Source organism: Cryobacterium tagatosivorans, assembly GCF_004402215.1.
Taxonomy (GTDB): domain Bacteria; phylum Actinomycetota; class Actinomycetes; order Actinomycetales; family Microbacteriaceae; genus Cryobacterium; species Cryobacterium tagatosivorans.
On record NZ_SOEZ01000075.1, the window covers coordinates 75,237 to 90,550 of the forward strand.

Annotated in this window: 16 protein-coding genes; 8 read left to right on the plus strand and 8 right to left on the minus strand. The window is 65.0% G+C overall.

All coding sequences use genetic code 11. From position 1 onward, the window contains the following. The first annotated feature begins 83 nt into the window (after nucleotides 1-83). Nucleotides 84-500, plus strand: coding sequence for a hypothetical protein (locus E3O23_RS15545; RefSeq protein WP_134492566.1), 417 nt, complete (start codon nucleotides 84-86; stop codon nucleotides 498-500). 148 nt (nucleotides 501-648) lie between these two features. Here E3O23_RS15545 and E3O23_RS18210 read toward each other — a convergent pair whose 3' ends face one another. Together E3O23_RS18210 and E3O23_RS15550 are read right to left on the minus strand one after the other, a co-directional pair. Beyond that, entirely contained in the window at nucleotides 649-816 is a 168-nt protein-coding gene (locus E3O23_RS18210) for a hypothetical protein (protein ID WP_166790541.1), read from the minus strand. A 209-nt stretch (nucleotides 817-1,025) separates the two neighbouring features. Further along, on the minus strand, nucleotides 1,026-1,502 hold the full coding sequence (locus E3O23_RS15550) for a hypothetical protein (RefSeq protein ID WP_134492568.1): 477 nt from the start codon (nucleotides 1,500-1,502) through the stop codon (nucleotides 1,026-1,028). 976 nt (nucleotides 1,503-2,478) lie between these two features. Here E3O23_RS15550 and E3O23_RS15555 point away from each other — a divergent pair. From E3O23_RS15555 to E3O23_RS15580, 6 genes are all read left to right on the plus strand, one after another. Then, nucleotides 2,479-2,928 (plus strand): hypothetical protein, encoded by a 450-nt coding sequence (locus tag E3O23_RS15555; RefSeq protein WP_134492570.1) that lies wholly within the window; start codon nucleotides 2,479-2,481, stop codon nucleotides 2,926-2,928. A 128-nt stretch (nucleotides 2,929-3,056) separates the two neighbouring features. After that, complete coding sequence (locus E3O23_RS15560; protein ID WP_134492572.1) at nucleotides 3,057-3,485, plus strand: HAD domain-containing protein; 429 nt, start codon at nucleotides 3,057-3,059, stop codon at nucleotides 3,483-3,485. 737 nt (nucleotides 3,486-4,222) lie between these two features. Beyond that, nucleotides 4,223-4,435 carry a hypothetical protein gene (locus E3O23_RS15565; protein WP_134492574.1) on the plus strand — a complete coding sequence of 71 codons (213 nt, stop codon included), beginning with the start codon at nucleotides 4,223-4,225 and terminating at the stop codon, nucleotides 4,433-4,435. 916 nt (nucleotides 4,436-5,351) lie between these two features. Next, nucleotides 5,352-7,265, plus strand: coding sequence for an AAA family ATPase (locus E3O23_RS15570; RefSeq protein WP_166790542.1), 1,914 nt, complete (start codon nucleotides 5,352-5,354; stop codon nucleotides 7,263-7,265). Between the two features lie 167 nt (nucleotides 7,266-7,432). Continuing rightward, nucleotides 7,433-7,696 (plus strand): hypothetical protein, encoded by a 264-nt coding sequence (locus tag E3O23_RS15575; RefSeq protein ID WP_134492578.1) that lies wholly within the window; start codon nucleotides 7,433-7,435, stop codon nucleotides 7,694-7,696. Nucleotides 7,697-7,902: 206 nt separating this feature from the next. Next, a complete protein-coding gene (locus tag E3O23_RS15580; RefSeq protein WP_134492580.1) occupies nucleotides 7,903-8,343 on the plus strand; it encodes a nuclear transport factor 2 family protein in 441 nt (146 codons plus the stop codon). A 68-nt stretch (nucleotides 8,344-8,411) separates the two neighbouring features. On the opposite strand, the gene E3O23_RS15585 is transcribed toward E3O23_RS15580, so the two are convergent. The 5 genes from E3O23_RS15585 to E3O23_RS15605 form a co-directional block, all read right to left on the minus strand. Next, on the minus strand, nucleotides 8,412-8,849 hold the full coding sequence (locus tag E3O23_RS15585; RefSeq protein ID WP_134492582.1) for a DUF1801 domain-containing protein: 438 nt from the start codon (nucleotides 8,847-8,849) through the stop codon (nucleotides 8,412-8,414). A 186-nt stretch (nucleotides 8,850-9,035) separates the two neighbouring features. Further along, the gene (locus E3O23_RS15590) at nucleotides 9,036-10,031 is read right to left on the minus strand and encodes a C-terminal binding protein (protein ID WP_241983504.1); all 996 of its coding nucleotides are present in this window, start codon (nucleotides 10,029-10,031) and stop codon (nucleotides 9,036-9,038) included. Then, nucleotides 10,028-10,792 (minus strand): amino acid ABC transporter ATP-binding protein, encoded by a 765-nt coding sequence (locus tag E3O23_RS15595; protein WP_277613950.1) that lies wholly within the window; start codon nucleotides 10,790-10,792, stop codon nucleotides 10,028-10,030. Before E3O23_RS15595 ends, E3O23_RS15590 begins: the two co-directional genes overlap by 4 nt. Beyond that, on the minus strand, nucleotides 10,789-11,742 hold the full coding sequence (locus E3O23_RS15600) for an amino acid ABC transporter permease (RefSeq protein WP_134492584.1): 954 nt from the start codon (nucleotides 11,740-11,742) through the stop codon (nucleotides 10,789-10,791). The genes E3O23_RS15595 and E3O23_RS15600 overlap by 4 nt, the downstream gene beginning before the upstream one ends. Continuing rightward, on the minus strand, nucleotides 11,742-12,647 hold the full coding sequence (locus E3O23_RS15605; RefSeq protein WP_166790543.1) for an ABC transporter substrate-binding protein: 906 nt from the start codon (nucleotides 12,645-12,647) through the stop codon (nucleotides 11,742-11,744). The genes E3O23_RS15600 and E3O23_RS15605 overlap by 1 nt, the downstream gene beginning before the upstream one ends. A gap of 124 nt (nucleotides 12,648-12,771) precedes the next feature. On the opposite strand from E3O23_RS15605, the gene E3O23_RS15610 reads away from it, so the two are divergent. Beyond that, nucleotides 12,772-14,415 carry a thiamine pyrophosphate-binding protein gene (locus E3O23_RS15610; RefSeq protein WP_134492588.1) on the plus strand — a complete coding sequence of 548 codons (1,644 nt, stop codon included), beginning with the start codon at nucleotides 12,772-12,774 and terminating at the stop codon, nucleotides 14,413-14,415. Nucleotides 14,416-14,584: 169 nt separating this feature from the next. On the opposite strand, the gene E3O23_RS15615 is transcribed toward E3O23_RS15610, so the two are convergent. After that, nucleotides 14,585-15,268: a GntR family transcriptional regulator gene (locus E3O23_RS15615; RefSeq protein ID WP_166790544.1), complete on the minus strand. Its 684-nt coding sequence runs from the start codon at nucleotides 15,266-15,268 to the stop codon at nucleotides 14,585-14,587. Nucleotides 15,269-15,314 lie beyond the last annotated feature (46 nt).

Consider the following 15,314-nt stretch of genomic DNA (forward strand, 5'->3'; position numbering starts at 1 on the left):
ACTCCTGCGGACGCACCGCCAGTGGAGTGCGGTGCATGTCGGTGGCAGGCGGTTCACTGGAGTCTGATCGCGAGGAGCTTCCCATGCACGAAACCCGAATTGCAGTAGACCTCCGGCTGGACATCAGCGTCCCTGGGTTCGTCGGTTACGAGACGCACCAACTCCCCGTCGCCACACTGGTTCTCGCTGTCATCGTGGACACAGAAATCGATCCGCGACCACACCTGCGCCTGCTGCTGACCGCTTACCAGGTGGGTTGGAATCTGGCTGCTCAGCATGTCGCGAACCCTGGGGGGACACGCCATGCCGAGCGTGTCGTGGCTCCGATCGGACTGCCGGAGTTGATCCGGGCCGCTTACACGGATGCTTTCTATGTTGGCTACGGTGACCGCCAGCAGTTCGCTGATTCTGAATCGCAGGCCGCCGGGCCCTGGGATCCTTTCGTTTTCACAGCCACCGAGCAGGATGCTGTGGATGCCGTCGTGCGGTACCTCCGCTGATGTCGAACGATTCATGCCCGGATGCCCGCCGGCAGCGATGAGGGTCGGCCTCGGCCGCCTCGACGCGACCGAGGCCGACCCTCGATCGTGCTGGCTGATTCGCCCGGCAGTTCGTTTCTCTCTGGAGGTGCGACGCGTCGCCGGGTTGTCAGGACCTGAAGTGGATTCGCACGTCCGTGGCCTGCTCGTCGGTCAGCAACCAGCGCGACACGTGCGGCGGGAGCGTTCCATATTTCTCGCGAAGATAATCACGGATCCGTTTCTGGGTCACTTGGAGATCGCGCGACAGGTCCGCTGGGGTCACAGGCTCGCTCATGTGAACAGAGTAGTTCCTCCCGAGCGCGCCGCAGCATTCTTAAGGATCGCGCGGGAACGGCCATGCGCTGAATCCGTTCAGCAGGCTTTCGCCCGCGCCGTCGTGCGTCAGCGCAGGTCGCGTGCCGGGTCTTTGAGGCGGGTGTCGTTCGCCGATAACGTCCCATTACGTCAAGACCGGCGACCGTGGCCGGAAAGCCGCGGGACAGCTCACCAGACGGCCTCGAATGCGGTCCTGGCCGCGGCCAGGACCGCGTCCGGGTCGTCCCGAAGGTGGTCGACCGGCCGGGCCTCGTCCTCGAAGGACGTGGACGGGGACTGCATCCACAGGATCAGACTCTCCTCATCCCACTGGTTCGCGTGCGCCAGCTCGATCAGCCGGGCGATGACCGGCAGGACGGTCCCCCTGTCGCGGTCGAACTGAAAACCGGGAAAGAGGTATCCGCGGCCCCGGAGGACGCCGACGATCTCATTGGCGGCTTGCTTGGACGAGACGTACTTCCCGTTCGACGGGTCAGTGCCGAGGATCGCAGCGACCTCGCTGCTCGTCAGCAGGCCAAACTCGGCCTTCACCTGGCGCCACACGGCGGCAGTCGCTTGCAGGCTCCGGGCGAGCTGCGGCGAGGGGGTCGTCTCGACGGGCGCCGAGGAATCGCTCTCATCCAAGGGGTGCGTTGGCTTGCCCATGGGTTGCCTCCTGACCTCGCGGATTAGGAATCAGGGTAACGTGCCCGCTGCCCTTCAGTCGAGCCTCCGATTGACGCTCCAGGCTCGCGGTCGATGGATGTCGGAGGGTGGCTTCACGCTTGGTCGTACAGCCGGCTTCATTCGGGCACCGTCGCAAGCGATTGGAACGACCATGAACCCCACGACCCATCACGTGAGTGTGCACTTCCGCTGCCGAGCGGGGCACACCCACCCGCTTTGCCTCCCGCTCCGCCGTGAGATGCCACCGGAGCTGCGGTGCTCCGAAGATCAGGGTTCCGGACTTGGCGGGGGAGGCGGGAGCGGTTGCGCGGTGCCAGCGGACCTCCAGCATCGAGTTGAACAGGAACTCCGTGATGCTTTCCAGGAAAGCAAGCGGCGAGGCTTCGTCCTCATCGCGGAATAGACCAGCCGGCGTCGCGACGAGTGCCGATGCGCCACGCCAGTCAGCGTCGCTTCCGACTTGGGTGTTGACGTCTGACGTCAGGCCCACACGAGCATGACCGAACGAGAGCGAGGGTCGTCAGAAGCGCTCGGGGTGCAAAACCAGTCGAGACCGAGCCCTCCGGATCTGTCAATCTCTCACCGAGGCCCGATGTGCAGAAGCCGTATAATATACGGCGACGTTATAGATTCGCAGCAGTGTGATCGGACCTCAGGAGCGATCACCTTCCGCCCAGGAATGTGGCCCTACCCCAGGCTCCGGGGCCGCGCTGATCCTGGAATATGAGTCGCTGGGCGGAATCGAGACCTTGCGGCTACGCCGAACGGCATGCCCTTGCGGACGCTCGAGACGAAGTCGACGGGCAAACGGGGCTGTCAGCGAGCTCGCCATTCGCGTTCGAATTCGAGCTGGCTGCGGACAGAGCCGCCCAGTGTCGCCCCAGAAGTGATCGACCGACCGGTCCGCTCAGGAACGTCACTGCTCAGTGTCCGAGGTCCGCGATAACGTGACGAAATGACACGCATCGTCCGCCACTCTCCACGATTCATCCTCGCCGGTTCGGGGGACGCGTGCGCCGCTTGGGCAAGCCGCGCGCACCTGGATCTCAAGGACTGGGCGCAGATTGAGCCCGTCGGCCTTGGCCCCGCAGTTCGCGTTTACGAGATGCGCGACGACGCCGACGCGCTGGCGGAAGGGTTGGCCGCGAATCGAAGGGGGCGGGTCACGGCAGTCATCGAGGTTTACGAAGATGACACTGACCTCGCGCACCGTGTTGAGGTGCCGGATGAGCTTGGCTTCGATGCCCAGGTGGATTGGTTTCTAGCCCAGATGCTCGGTCGTGAAGCCGCCGACACTCGGGTGACTCGATCCGAGGGCAAGACGACCGACGGGCTCCGCTTCTGGAGCGGCATGATCGGCCGGCATATGTACACGGCCACGCAGACTCACGCCGCTGACCGGTAGGTGGCGAGGACCACACGCAGGGCCAGCTGCCACAGAGCGCACGTGGAGTGATGCGGTCCTCGGTGTCTGTCAGGGACGAGACTGGAGTCCACTGACAACTCGCCTCACGTCCTCGAGCGGAGCCAATCATGTCGAATAGTGTCGCTCGTCCGGTGCCCCTGTTCATGGACGTTGACGGTTCCCTCCTCGCCTATCCGGCCGACACGGGCGCCGCCGATCCTCGGCTTCGAACCGTCCGGCTCGACCTGGATTTCCCCGATGACATGACGTACCCGACCACAATCTGGTTCCACCCCGAAGTCGTGGTGGAGCTCAACAAGCTCATTGATGAGGGGCTCGTGCGGCTGATCTGGGCGAGCACATGGGATCGCGCGGCGAATCGGCTGCTCGCACCTGCCCTCGGTCTGCTCGGGGCGCCGTATGACGTTGCCGAGATCGGAACGCGGTTCGGGGACCAGATGTCTGCGGGTGTGTGGGTGAAGGCGCGGGCCGTTGGTCAGTGGCTGCGAGAAGAGGCTCTCGACAACGTTCGATCATCATGGTCGACGACTTGCTGATGAACCAGGCGAACGGGTTGATGAGCCCACAGCGGCGGAGCATGGACGTCGTGGGCGGAGCGGGGAACCTGTTCGTCGCGACGCACCCACAGCAAGGACTCCATGTCGGACAGGTGGAGGAAATTCGTGCATTCGCCATGCGGCCTTCGACCTGATTGTGAACGAAGAAGAGTCGCGGAAGCTTGAGGGCGGGTGGCATTCGGTTTCCGCCACTGACGACCGAACTCGAGCCTGAAACGGAGCGCCGCCTAACGTGGTCGCGCGACCTGCGCGCGCCGCAGTAACGTCCGTCTAGATGTCTGAATCCACACTGCGCTAGGCGAACGGTGTGCTTCGTTCGGCGCTAACAGGCCATTATGTCGCCGCCTTCCTGGGGGCGGCCCGCCGGCCCCAGGTGTTGGTTCTCGCACAGGTCCAATGTTCGGAAACCTTATACGATACGGCGACCGTATAGTTTCGATTCCACTGCGATTGCCGTCCCGCGCCCAAGACCGTGGCGCCCCCTTGCGGTGACACCAGACGAGGCGCCCTTGCGGACGGTTCGCCGGAGAGGTCGCTAGGTAGGTCGATCTCGGGGCAGTCGGGCAGCTCACCATTCGGCCGTGAACGCGTTTTGTGCTGCGGCTAGGACCAGGTCTGGGTGACTCCGAAGATGGTCGACGGGCCGGTCCTCTGCCTCGAAGAACGTGTTCGGCGACTGCAACCACAGCACCACCATCGTCAGACCATTGGTTCGCGTGCGCCAGCTCGATCAGCGGCGCAATGACTGGCAGGACGGTCCCACTGTCGCGGTCGAATTGAAAACCGGGGAATCGGCAACTCCGGCCCCGGAGGACCCCGATGATCTCATCGGCGGCTCGTTTGGACTAGACGTACCCGCCCGAAGGGTTTGCGCCAAGGACCACGGCGACCTCGCTGCTCGTCAGCAGGCCAAACTGGGCTTCCAGTAAATCGTCGCGCGCCAGTCCGTCCTTCTCGGGGGGAGGTGGCGGGCCTCTACGCTTTAGCCATGCTCGTTGCTCTCATCGATCCCCTTATCCCTGCGGCTGATCAAGCCGACCCATGGCAGGTCACACTCGCCATAGTCCTATCCTTTGTTGCTCTCGTTGTGACGCTGGTCTGGAACATCGTGTGGAGCATTGCCAACTTTAGAAACACCGGTGCCGTTGTGAGAGTGACGCTTTCAGTTCGCGCCACCCTGCTCACTCCCGCCGAGTCGCTTGTTGCGGGAGTAGAGAGAACTTCAACCCCCAGCGAAGTATGGATGCCCGCCTCCAAATGGCAGCGATACGCCTCCACTCACGAGCAGGCCAAGAGTGCTACGCCAACAGTTGTCGTCACAGCAGTGAATGTGGGCCGCGCGTCAACGACCATACGCGCGATTGGAATTGGCACAGTCGGGCGACGCTCGCACTCCCACACCAGCAGCCACGACCAGGAGCTGCCCCACCAGCTTGAGGCCGGGGGCAAGGAGTTGACATGGTCGACATCCTGGAATCAAATCGAACAATGGGCGGACGCCGATGGGGTGTCTAGTGTTCGCGGACTGGTGACGTTTACCTCCGGAAAGGTTCGCTACTCGCGAAGGCTTCGAGTCAGCGCCAAAGCTGCCCTAGGCCGCCAGGCCTCATTGGCGCCGTCGCCCGGTTCAGCCATCTAGTCGCGCTCACCCAAACTCGACCACTGGGGTCGGGGACTCTCACCCGCCTCGTCCTTGAGTTATCTGGGACCGTTCGGACGTGACGAATTTTGGCGGGAAAGTTTCTCAATGGCGATGCAGGACAAGCCTAATTCGCCACCAAGTCCATATGCTCGGGGGATACGGCGTCGGCTATTCGGCGACAGCGAGGGGACGAGCAATTGCTCTTGGATCGAATCCAGATTTTCGGCTTCAAACGATTGCTCGACGCGTCTGCTTATGTCGGCCGAAAGACGGTCGCCCTGGTGGGGCCGAACGAGGCCGGGAAAAGTTCCGTACTTGCAGCGCTAAGGCTCTTCGATGATGATTCCCCGGTCTCATCCCTGTCGTTCAGTCGCTCCGACCGCGGGCGCCTCAGGAAAGGCGACGAGGATGTCGTCGTTCTCACCTTTGCGTTGACCAGCCACCACGAGCAAATCATAAAGGGCATACCCCTTATCGTCGCTCCGACGCACTACCGCCGACACAAGCAGGTCAACGGGGACCGCCCCTATTCCTTGTCGCCGCGACCGGTCATCGCTCCGAGCGTTCACGAGGAGGCCGCGGAGAGCTGGGATCAACTCGCAATCGCCCTGCGCAAGAAACTGCTCGGTGCGGCAGAGACCGAGCCGGCCCTGGATCTCGTCTTGGCGCAGGATCTCGACATGGCCGCACTCTTCTTTTCGAAAGGTGACGCCCCGGCGGACGAGGTGTGGGTTCGTCTCGCGCTCAGGGTAGACGAATTGGAGAGCATCAGCTCAGGTAAGAAACTCGAGAAATCGATTGCCGCATTCCGCGACTTTTTCAGCTACGCGAGGCCGGAAACAAACCTCTCCGACCTGCTGGGCGATCGACTCGATATTTCTAGTCCAACGTTCGCAATGTTTGGAGAGCTGGAGAGGGCGATTGCCTCCGAATACAACATCGATGCCTCGACGACTGAGGAGTCAGTAGCACTCGCAAATCTTCTCGAGGTGGCTGGCGTAAGCCTTCAGACTATTCGCGAGCACCGTGGCGATGCGCCCTACATCTCGCACTTGACGGACGAAGCAAACGGCCGCCTCGACGCCTACTTTTCATCGAGATGGAGTCAGGAGCGCGTGACTGTCGGTCTTGACGTCGATGGCGAGGTCCTCCGCGTGTTCGTCAAGGACAAGCGTGAAGGATCAGTGGGGTGGCTCAATATCACCGATCGCAGCGATGGTCTTCGCATGTTTGTCGCCCTCGCCACGTTCCTGTCTCGGCAAGAGTTCAACCAGCCGCCGATTCTCTTGATCGACGAAGCCGAAGAACATCTGCACTTGAACGCGCAGGCTGACTTGGTGCGAATGCTTCAAGACCTCGACCAGATCCAGCAGGTCATTTACACCACTCACTCCCCAGGCTGCTTGCCGGCCGACCTTGGCAATGGTGTCCGTTTCGTTGAGCCTCTGAAGGGCGGAACTTCAAGGATTCGACATGACTTCTGGTCGATGCAAGACGGCGGTCACGTTGGCTTCAATCCGCTACTAATGGTGATGGGGGCCGGAGCGGCAGCATTCTCAGGTCTGCGGAACGCTCTGATCGTGGAGGGCGCATCAGACATGCTTCTTCTCCCGACTCTCATCAAAGTCGCGACAAGTCAAAGCGAGCTTTCCTATCAAGTAGCTCCGGGCATCGCAGTAGCCAGCAAGCACGACATGTCGAGGCTCGATACCACCGCAAGTCGTGTCGCGTTCCTCGTTGACGGCGACGAATCAGGGCGAGAATGGCGAACGCAATTAGTTGACTCGGGGATGCCCAAAGAACGGATGAAGGAGATGCCCGCTGACGTCGCCTTGGAGGATTTCCTCGATCGCGAGTTCTATTTTGACACGCTCAACGACTTCTTCCGAGTCGACCGTGATCGATTTGTCACGGTGGGCGTTGGCGCGACGCTTAAGAGTTTGGCGTCAAGCTGGGCAATCCACGAGGGGCTAACAATGCCTGGTCCGGTGTCGGTTGCGGAGCAGATCTTGGGCAATCACGAATCGGGTAGACGAAAGATCAAACTCAACCTCGCCCGCCGTCGGTGGCTGCAATCTCTCCACACATGGGCACTCGGTACTTTCGAGGATCGCTAACTAGCCCGCACGGTTCCGCGCTGCCTTCGCATTCGCCGGTGGCGCTTGGCGACGACGCACGACGGCCGGTGTCGCGATCGCGGGTTGTGCATTCTCGTGCTCCGCCAGCCGTGACTTGGCGCCCCAGGCGTGACGGAGTCTTCCTAATCGACCTCGTTCCCTTCCCGGTGAACGCTGATGGCTTCAAATCGTCGCGCTCGCTCGCCCGTCGTGAACACGTCCGTGACTGCGTCGAGCGTGCCAAAGCGCTCAGCCCTGCGGGCATCGTTGTTTGTCACGCGCCGAGCTACCGCCTTCTTGCCGGACCACTTCGAGACGCTGGTTTACCCCTGCTGCACGAAACGGCGTTGCCATTCCCGTCAGGAAACTATCGCCACGAGTTTGTTGAGAAGATGCGCGCGGCCATGGCGCTGCCATCCGACGTCGCCTGACCGCCCAAAGGAGCGACGTCAAGGCGCTCGATACGTGCGGACGCAAAACAAAATGCCAAGTCGGATGAAACGGTCGGGACTTGCGGCATTGGGGACAACCCTGGAAATACTGGGGTCAAGTTAGTGGAATTGTGTCAACTCGTCAGGGATCTCACACGCACCGGCCTCACGGGCGGACTGCGGATGGCGTCGGCCGAGGAGGAGACATGAGAATCATCATTGACCAGTTGCTGGCTGCCGTGAACGACCACGACCTCAATCGAATGGTGGCGCTCTTCCACCCGGATTACCGCAGTTCGCAGCCGGCCCATCCGGCGCGCGCGTTCGTGGGACGCTCCCAGGTCCACGCCAACTGGGCGGCGATGTTCGCCGGGATCGCCGACTTCCGTGCGGAGCTTGGGCGGTCGACGCAGGACGGCGACACCACCTGGTGCGAGTGGGCCTGGTTCGGCATGCGCACCGACAAACAGCCTTTCGAGGTTCACGGTGTGGCGCTGTTCCAGGTTCAGGAGAACCTGATCGTGGCCGGAACACTGTACATGGAGGATGTTGAAAGCGAAGCGATCGGAATCGACCAGACAGTCCAGCATCTGGCGGGCAGCCGTCCCGTAACGGAAACGGAAGCCGACGAAAAAGATGGAGCATGATGCCGTTTTCTTGACGGCCCCACCCATCTGGTTGGGGCCTTCGAAGGGCCACGGGAGGCGTCTGCGGCCTACCTATTTGCCGCCGGCGGCGCGGGGTCGTCGCCCCGGAACCAGGCGATCGCGACCAGGCGCCGCAGCACGTCGAGGTCGATGTCGTCGAGCTTCTTCACGTAGACGCACCCGGCGCCCTCCGTGTACGCGCCGAGCTGCGGGAGGAGCGCGGCGCCCTCGGGGAGGTCTTTGAGCCCGTAGGTGGACAGTTGCGCCTTGCGCGGCGAGAATCCGGCCTTCGGCCAGTCGCCGCGCGTGCGGGGGTTCGCGGGCGACACGTAGCGATAGCTCCCGTAGCCCACAATCGACGGACCCCACAGGACAGGGTCGGCGCCGGTCACCTCGCGGAAGATCGCGTCGAGGGCCTTGCCGTCGTCGCGGCGGCGGGCGGGGGTCGCCGCGTCGAGGAAGTCTTCGACGGAGGCATCCGTCGGCTGCGTCTTGATTTCGGCCATGGCCTCATTATCGCGCGGGCACCCCAAACCGGAAGAGCGATCCCGCCGGCCGCTCTCACCAGCGCCGACGAGTTCTTCGCCGGGATTGACACTTCCGGTCGAGTTTGACCGGTGTGCCGGGCAAAGTCGACCGGAACTGACAAGGTCGGCGCGGTGCACCCGCAGGGCCAGCCGTCAAGGCACGCGTCAGCGCGGGTCCACCACCGGCGCCGTCTCCGGCTCGCCCGTCTCGAACAGGGAAATCACATTCTGCGCCTGGATGCGGATGTACTCCGCCAGCGTGTGGTCGGAGAGGAACCCGACGTGCGGCGTGACGATCGTGCGCTCGTGGGTGACGAGCGGGTGATCGGCCGGCGCCGGCTCGACGTCCAGCACGTCCAGGCCGGCGGCAGTGATCCGGCCGCTGTCGAGCGCCTCGAGCAGGGCGGGCGTGTCGATCAGTTGCCCGCGGCTCACGTTGACCAGGTAGCTGCCGCGCTTCATCTTCGAGATCGAGTCGGCATTGATGATCCGGTTCGTTTCCGGCGTCAACGGCAGGTGCAGGGAGAGCACGTCGGCGGAGGCAAGCACCTCGTCGAAACTCGCCAACCGCACGCCCAGCGACGCCAGGCGCGCCGCGGCCTCCGGGTTCCGCGCGAGGTGCGGGTCGTAGCCGACGATCTCGCCGAACAGGGGAGACGCGAACTCGGCCAGCTTCGCGCCGATCCGGCCCAGCCCGATCAGCCCGAGGGTCTTCCGGCTGAGGCGGGGAGGCGAAACGGCGGGGCGCGCGTTCCAGTCGACGCCGATGACGCGCTCGAAGAACGGCAGGTCCCGTGTTGTCGCCAGGATGAGCCCGAGCGCGTGCGTCGCGACCTCCTCTGTGGCGACACCGGGCAGGTTGGTCACCCAGACGCCGGCCGCGCGCGCCGCGTCGAGGTCGATGTGGTCGAAGCCCATCGAGACGAGCGAGATGATGCGCAGGTCCGGCAGGCCGGCGATCACGCGTTCCGGAATCGGCGCGTACCCGACGAGCAGGGCCTGGGCGCCCCGCGCCTCGGCGAGGATGCGATCCGGGTCGAGGGTCTCGAGGAAGCGAACCTCGAATCCGTGCTGCTCGAGCAAACGGATGCCCGGGGTCGGGTCTATGTCCTCGTTGTCGGTGTAGATCGCGAGGGGACTGGAACCCGGCACGGCGGTCACAGGACCTTCGAGAGGAACGCCTGCGTGCGGCGGTGCTGCGGGTTGCCGAGCACGTCCCTCGGGGCGCCCTGCTCGACGACGACGCCGGCATCCATGAAGACGAGGTGGTCGCCGACCTCGCGCGCGAAGCCGACCTCGTGGGTGACGACGATCATGGTCATCCCGCTGTCGGCCAGGTCGCGCATGACATCGAGCACCTCGCCGACCAGTTCCGGGTCGAGGGCGCTGGTCGGCTCGTCGAACAACATGAGCTTGGGCTTCATCGCCAGGGCCCGGGCGATCGCGACGCGCTGCTGCTGACCGCCGGAGAGCTGCGACGGGAACTTGTGTGCCTGGTCGGCGAGACCGACGCGCTCCAGCAGTTGCAGGGCGCGCCCCCGGGCATCCTTCTTCTGCTCACGCCGCACGTCGACCGGAGCCAGCATCACGTTCTGCAGCGCGGTCATGTGGGCGAAGAGATTGAAGCGCTGGAACACCATGCCGATGTCGCGGCGCTGGTCCGCGACCTCGTTCTCGTTCAGCTCATACAGCTTGCCGGCCCCCTCCCGGTAGCCGACGAGCTGGCCGTCGACGGACAGCCGGCCCGCGTCGATGCGTTCCAGGTGGTTGATGCAGCGCAGGAAGGTGGACTTCCCCGAGCCGGAGGGCCCGAGGAGGCAGAAGACCTGGCCGGGGCGCACCTCGAGGTCGATTCCCTTGAGCACCTCGACGTGGCCGAAGGACTTGTGGACGTTTTCGGCCTTGACCATGGGAGTCGTCATGAGGTCACTCCACCTTTCGTACCGACGACGGGCCGGGCGCCCGGGGCGGCCACCGGCGAGGTGACCCGTCCGGGCGTGAGGTTCCGCAGGACGCGCCGGCGGCGCGGCGCCGGCCCGGCGACCCCCCGGGCGAACCGTTTCTCCAACTGCATCTGGATCAGCGTCGAGATCGTCGTCAGGACGAGGTACCAGATGCTGGCGACGATGAGCAGCTCGAAGATGTAGAAGTTGCGCGACGAAATCGTCTGGGCCCGGTTCAGCAGGTCCGGCGCCGCGATCACAGTGACCAGCGACGTCATCTTCAGCATGGTGATGAGCTCGTTGCCCATCGGCGGGATGATGACCCGCATGGCCTGGGGCAGAACGATCTTGAACATGGTCGACCGGCGGCGCATCCCGAGCGCCATGGCGGCCTCGCTCTGGCCGTGGTCGACCGAGAGGATTCCGCCGCGAACGATCTCCGCCATGTAGGCGCCCTCGTTGAGGCCGAGCCCCAGCAGCGCCGCCACGAAGGCGGTGATCACCGTGTTCGTGTCGAGACTGAACTCGCCCATCCCGAGCCGCGGGAAGAAGAGGGCCAGGTTGAACCAGAGCAGCAGCTGAACGAGCACCGGTGTGCCGCGGAACGCCCAGATGTATCCCGCGGCCACCGAGTTCAGGACCCGGTTCGGTGACAGGCGCATGACTGCCACGGCGACGCCGAGGACGACCCCGATGATCATCGAGAGAACGGTCAGGGAGATGGTCACCCAGAGTCCGCTCAGGATGGTCGGGCCGAACAGGTTGTCCCCGACGACGGACCAGTCGAGGTTGTCATTCGTTGCGACGGCGTAGAGGAATGCGGCCAGCACGGCGACCACGATGACGCCCGAGATCTGCTGTCCCCAGTGTCGTACCGGGATGGCGCGGATCGGTGTCTTCGCACCGCTGGAAGCCGGCTGGCCGGTCATTACAGGGTGCCGCCGTTGACGGTGACCTCGGTGACCGCGCCGGAGCCCAGGTCGTGCTCGTCGAGGATGGTCTGGTAGGTGCCGTCGGAGATGAGCTTCTCGATCGTTGCCTTGACTGCGTCGCGCAGGTCGGAGTCTTCCTTGCTGAACATCGGGCCCATCACGACGGGCAGGAGCGGCTGGTCGTTGCCGATCTCGAATTTGCCGCTGCCGCCTTCCGCCTCGGCGTTGAAGCGCGCCACGGCATCCTGGGAGAAGGAGGCGTCGGCGCGTCCACTGCGCACCTGCAGCATGGCGTCGGCGTCGGTGGCGAGGGCGGTCACCACGATCGGGTCGCCGGCGCACTCCTCGGTGTTGAACTTCTCGAGCAGGCTGACCTGGGTTGAGGCTTCCAGGGCGGCGACCTTGAGGCCGCAGAGGTCCTCGACGCCCTTGATGCTCTTGGGGTTGCCGGCCGGGACGACGATGCCCTGTCCGGTCAGGAAGTAATCGACGAAGTCGTACTTGGCCTGACGCGCCTTCGTATCGGTCATGGCGGCGACGACGACGTCGATGCGCTTGGCGTCAAGGGCCGGGAGGAGGCCGTCGAAGGCCATGTTCGTGACATCGACCGTGAGGCCGAGTTCGTCGCCGATGGCCTGGAACAGGGCCATGTCGAGGCCGACCACAGTGGTGTTGTCGGCGTCGAGGTACTCGAAGGGCGGGTAGAACGCCTCGGTGCCGATCTTCAGCACCCCGGCCTCCTTGATGTCCGCGGGGAGCATGTCGCGCAGGGCGCTGTCAGCGTCCTTGGAGGGGGCCTTGTCTGCCGACGGGGCCGCGCCTCCCGCGGAACACCCGGCCAGCATCGTCGCGGCGACCGCGAAGGTGACACCGAGAACGACTGCCTTGTTGCGCTTATTCATAGACCGCATGGCTCCTCCTTGAGCAGTGATGTCAGTCACCACTTCATGTGATGATCAAACGATATTGCATGGTTGTTCTACATTATGACGGCAATTCGCAGAATTGTCCTACGATGGAGCAATCATGACGATAACTGAGACCGACGAGAGCCCGACCTCCCTGCATCGCAACGGCGGAGCGGCGGTCGCCGAGACCCTCCGGGAGCACGGCGTCGACACGATTTTCGGCATTCCGGGCACGCATAACCTAGAGATCTACCGGCACCTCGTGCGCTTGGGCATCCGGCCCGTCACGCATCGACACGAGCAGGGGGCCGGCTACGCAGCGGATGGCTACAGCCAGGTCGCGGGCAAACCCGGGGTCGTCATCACGACCAGCGGACCGGGCACCCTGAACGCGATGGTGGCCGCCGGCACGTCGTATGCGGAATCCCGGCCGGTCCTCATCATCTCCTCCGGGCTCCCCTCCGGCACCGAGCACCTCGACGGCGGCGAACTGCACGACACGAAGGACACCCTCGCCGCCATGGCGAGCATGACCGAGTGGAGCACGAGGGCGAGCACGCCCCAGGAGGCAACCGAAGCGATCGCGCATGCCTTCGAGGTCATGCGCACGGGGCGCCCGCGCCCGGTCTACGTCGAGATCCCGAGCGACGTCCTCGCGCAGGAGTGGGGCGGCGAGGTCGCCCGAGCCGGTGGCATCCTGACCCCGACACTCGACGAAGCCCTGGTGCGGCAGGCCGCCCTGCTCCTCCTCGGCGCCACTCGGCCGGCGATCATCGCCGGCGGCGGATCCCGCGGGGCCGACGCAGAGCTGCGCCGGCTGGCCGAGCGGCTCTCGGTCCCCGTGATCTCAACCTGCAACGGCAAGGGAGTGCTGCCCGAGGATCACCCGCTCTCCCTGGGGGCGGGCATCCGCCTGAGGTCCGCCCAGGTCTGGCTCAATGCCAGCGACGCGCTGCTGGTCGTCGGGAGCGAGCTGGGCGACTCGGACCTGTGGGAGGGGAAGATCACCTCGCCGGGCGTCATCCGCATCGACATCGCGGACAGCCAGCTGGCCCTCAATGCCCCGGCGCGGATCGCCATCCACGCGGATGCCGCCGAAGCCCTCGCCGCCATTGACGCGGTCCTGGCGCGGCACGGTGCGCTCGCCGAGCCCCCGGAACCCGGCTTCCCGGACGGCGACCCGGACGGCGACCTGGCCAAGCTCAAGGCCGCCCTCGACGCCGAAGCGCGGGCCGATGGCGAGACCTGGTACGAACTGAACGCCGAGCTCCGCCGGGCGCTGCCCGCCGACACGATCATCACCGGCGACTCCTCGCAGGTGACCTACTTCGGAACGGTGCATTTTTTCCCGGTGCCGAACAAGAACTCGTTCCTCTACATGCCCCGGGTGGCAACGCTCGGCTACGCCCTGCCCGCCGCGATCGGCGCGCAGGTCGCCCGGCCCGGGGCGCCGGTGATCGCACTCCTCGGGGACGGCGCGCTCATGTTCTCGATCCAGGAGCTGGTCACCGCGGTCGAGCAGCAGCTCCCGATCGTCGTCGTCGTGGCAAACAACGGCGGCTACCGCGAGATCCGCGACCAGCAGGCGGCACGCGGGATGGCTCCGGTCGGGGTCGACCTGCACGTTCCCGACCTGGTGGCCCTGGCGAACGCGATCGGCGCGACCGGCGAGCGGGCCGAGAATGCCCAGGATGCCGCGGCTCGTGCCCGGGCGGCCCTCGGCCGCCGGGGCCCGACCGTGATCAGTCTCGACTTCCCCTAGGGGGGTCTCCCCGAGGCCAACGCCCCGGTGATTCTGAGCTACGCGTGGGATACGCCGCTGCGCGGGTGGCGCATTGCCCGCGTAGCGGCGTACAACCGGCGCATCCCGCCCGCACCACCGAATTCGGAGACACGTCCCAGGAGCGCCCAGGTCGGAGCAGTGGGGCGCGTCAGGCCTCGGCGGCGTCGAGCCGGGCGTGCAGCCGGCGGATCGTTTCGTCGATGTGGTCCTCCACGCAGCGTGCGGCGGTGGCGTGGTCCTGGGCGGCGATCGCGGCGTAGATCCGGCGGTGCTCCTCGAGGAAGGACGCATCCGCCGCGTAGTCCAGCCGGGAAGCGGCGAGGGCGTTGAGGTAGAAGGAGAGCTCCACCGCGAGCTGGGCGTAGAAGGCATCGATGCGCTCGCTGCCGAAATTGCGCACGGTGGCGGCGTGGAAGGCGAGGTCCTTCGCGACGATGTCGCGGTCATCCCCGTCGTCGGCGGCCCGTTCCAGGTCGTCCAGGGCCGACTTGATCCCGGCGATGACCTCGGCGCCGGCGGGGAGGGAGACCGCGCCCACCTCGAGTCCGCGGCGGGCGTCGTAGAGGTTGATCAGCGCGTCCTTGGTCGGCTCCGCGACGATGGCCCCGCGGTGCATTTCGTGGCGGATCAGCCGGCTCTGGCCGAGCAACAGCACGGCCTCGCGGACGGTGTTACGGGAGACGCCGAGGGTCGTGGCAATCGTGTTTTCCCGCAGCGGAGTGCCGGGTTTCAGGCTGCCGTCCAGGATCAGGGTGGTGATGTGGTCGCGCACCTGCTCCGCCGTGCTGACGCGCTGAAAGGACATCTTCGTCAGACCCTGCATGGACGCCATGGACGCCATTCTATTCGGGGTCTCGTCACATTGTTGAACGGTCCAA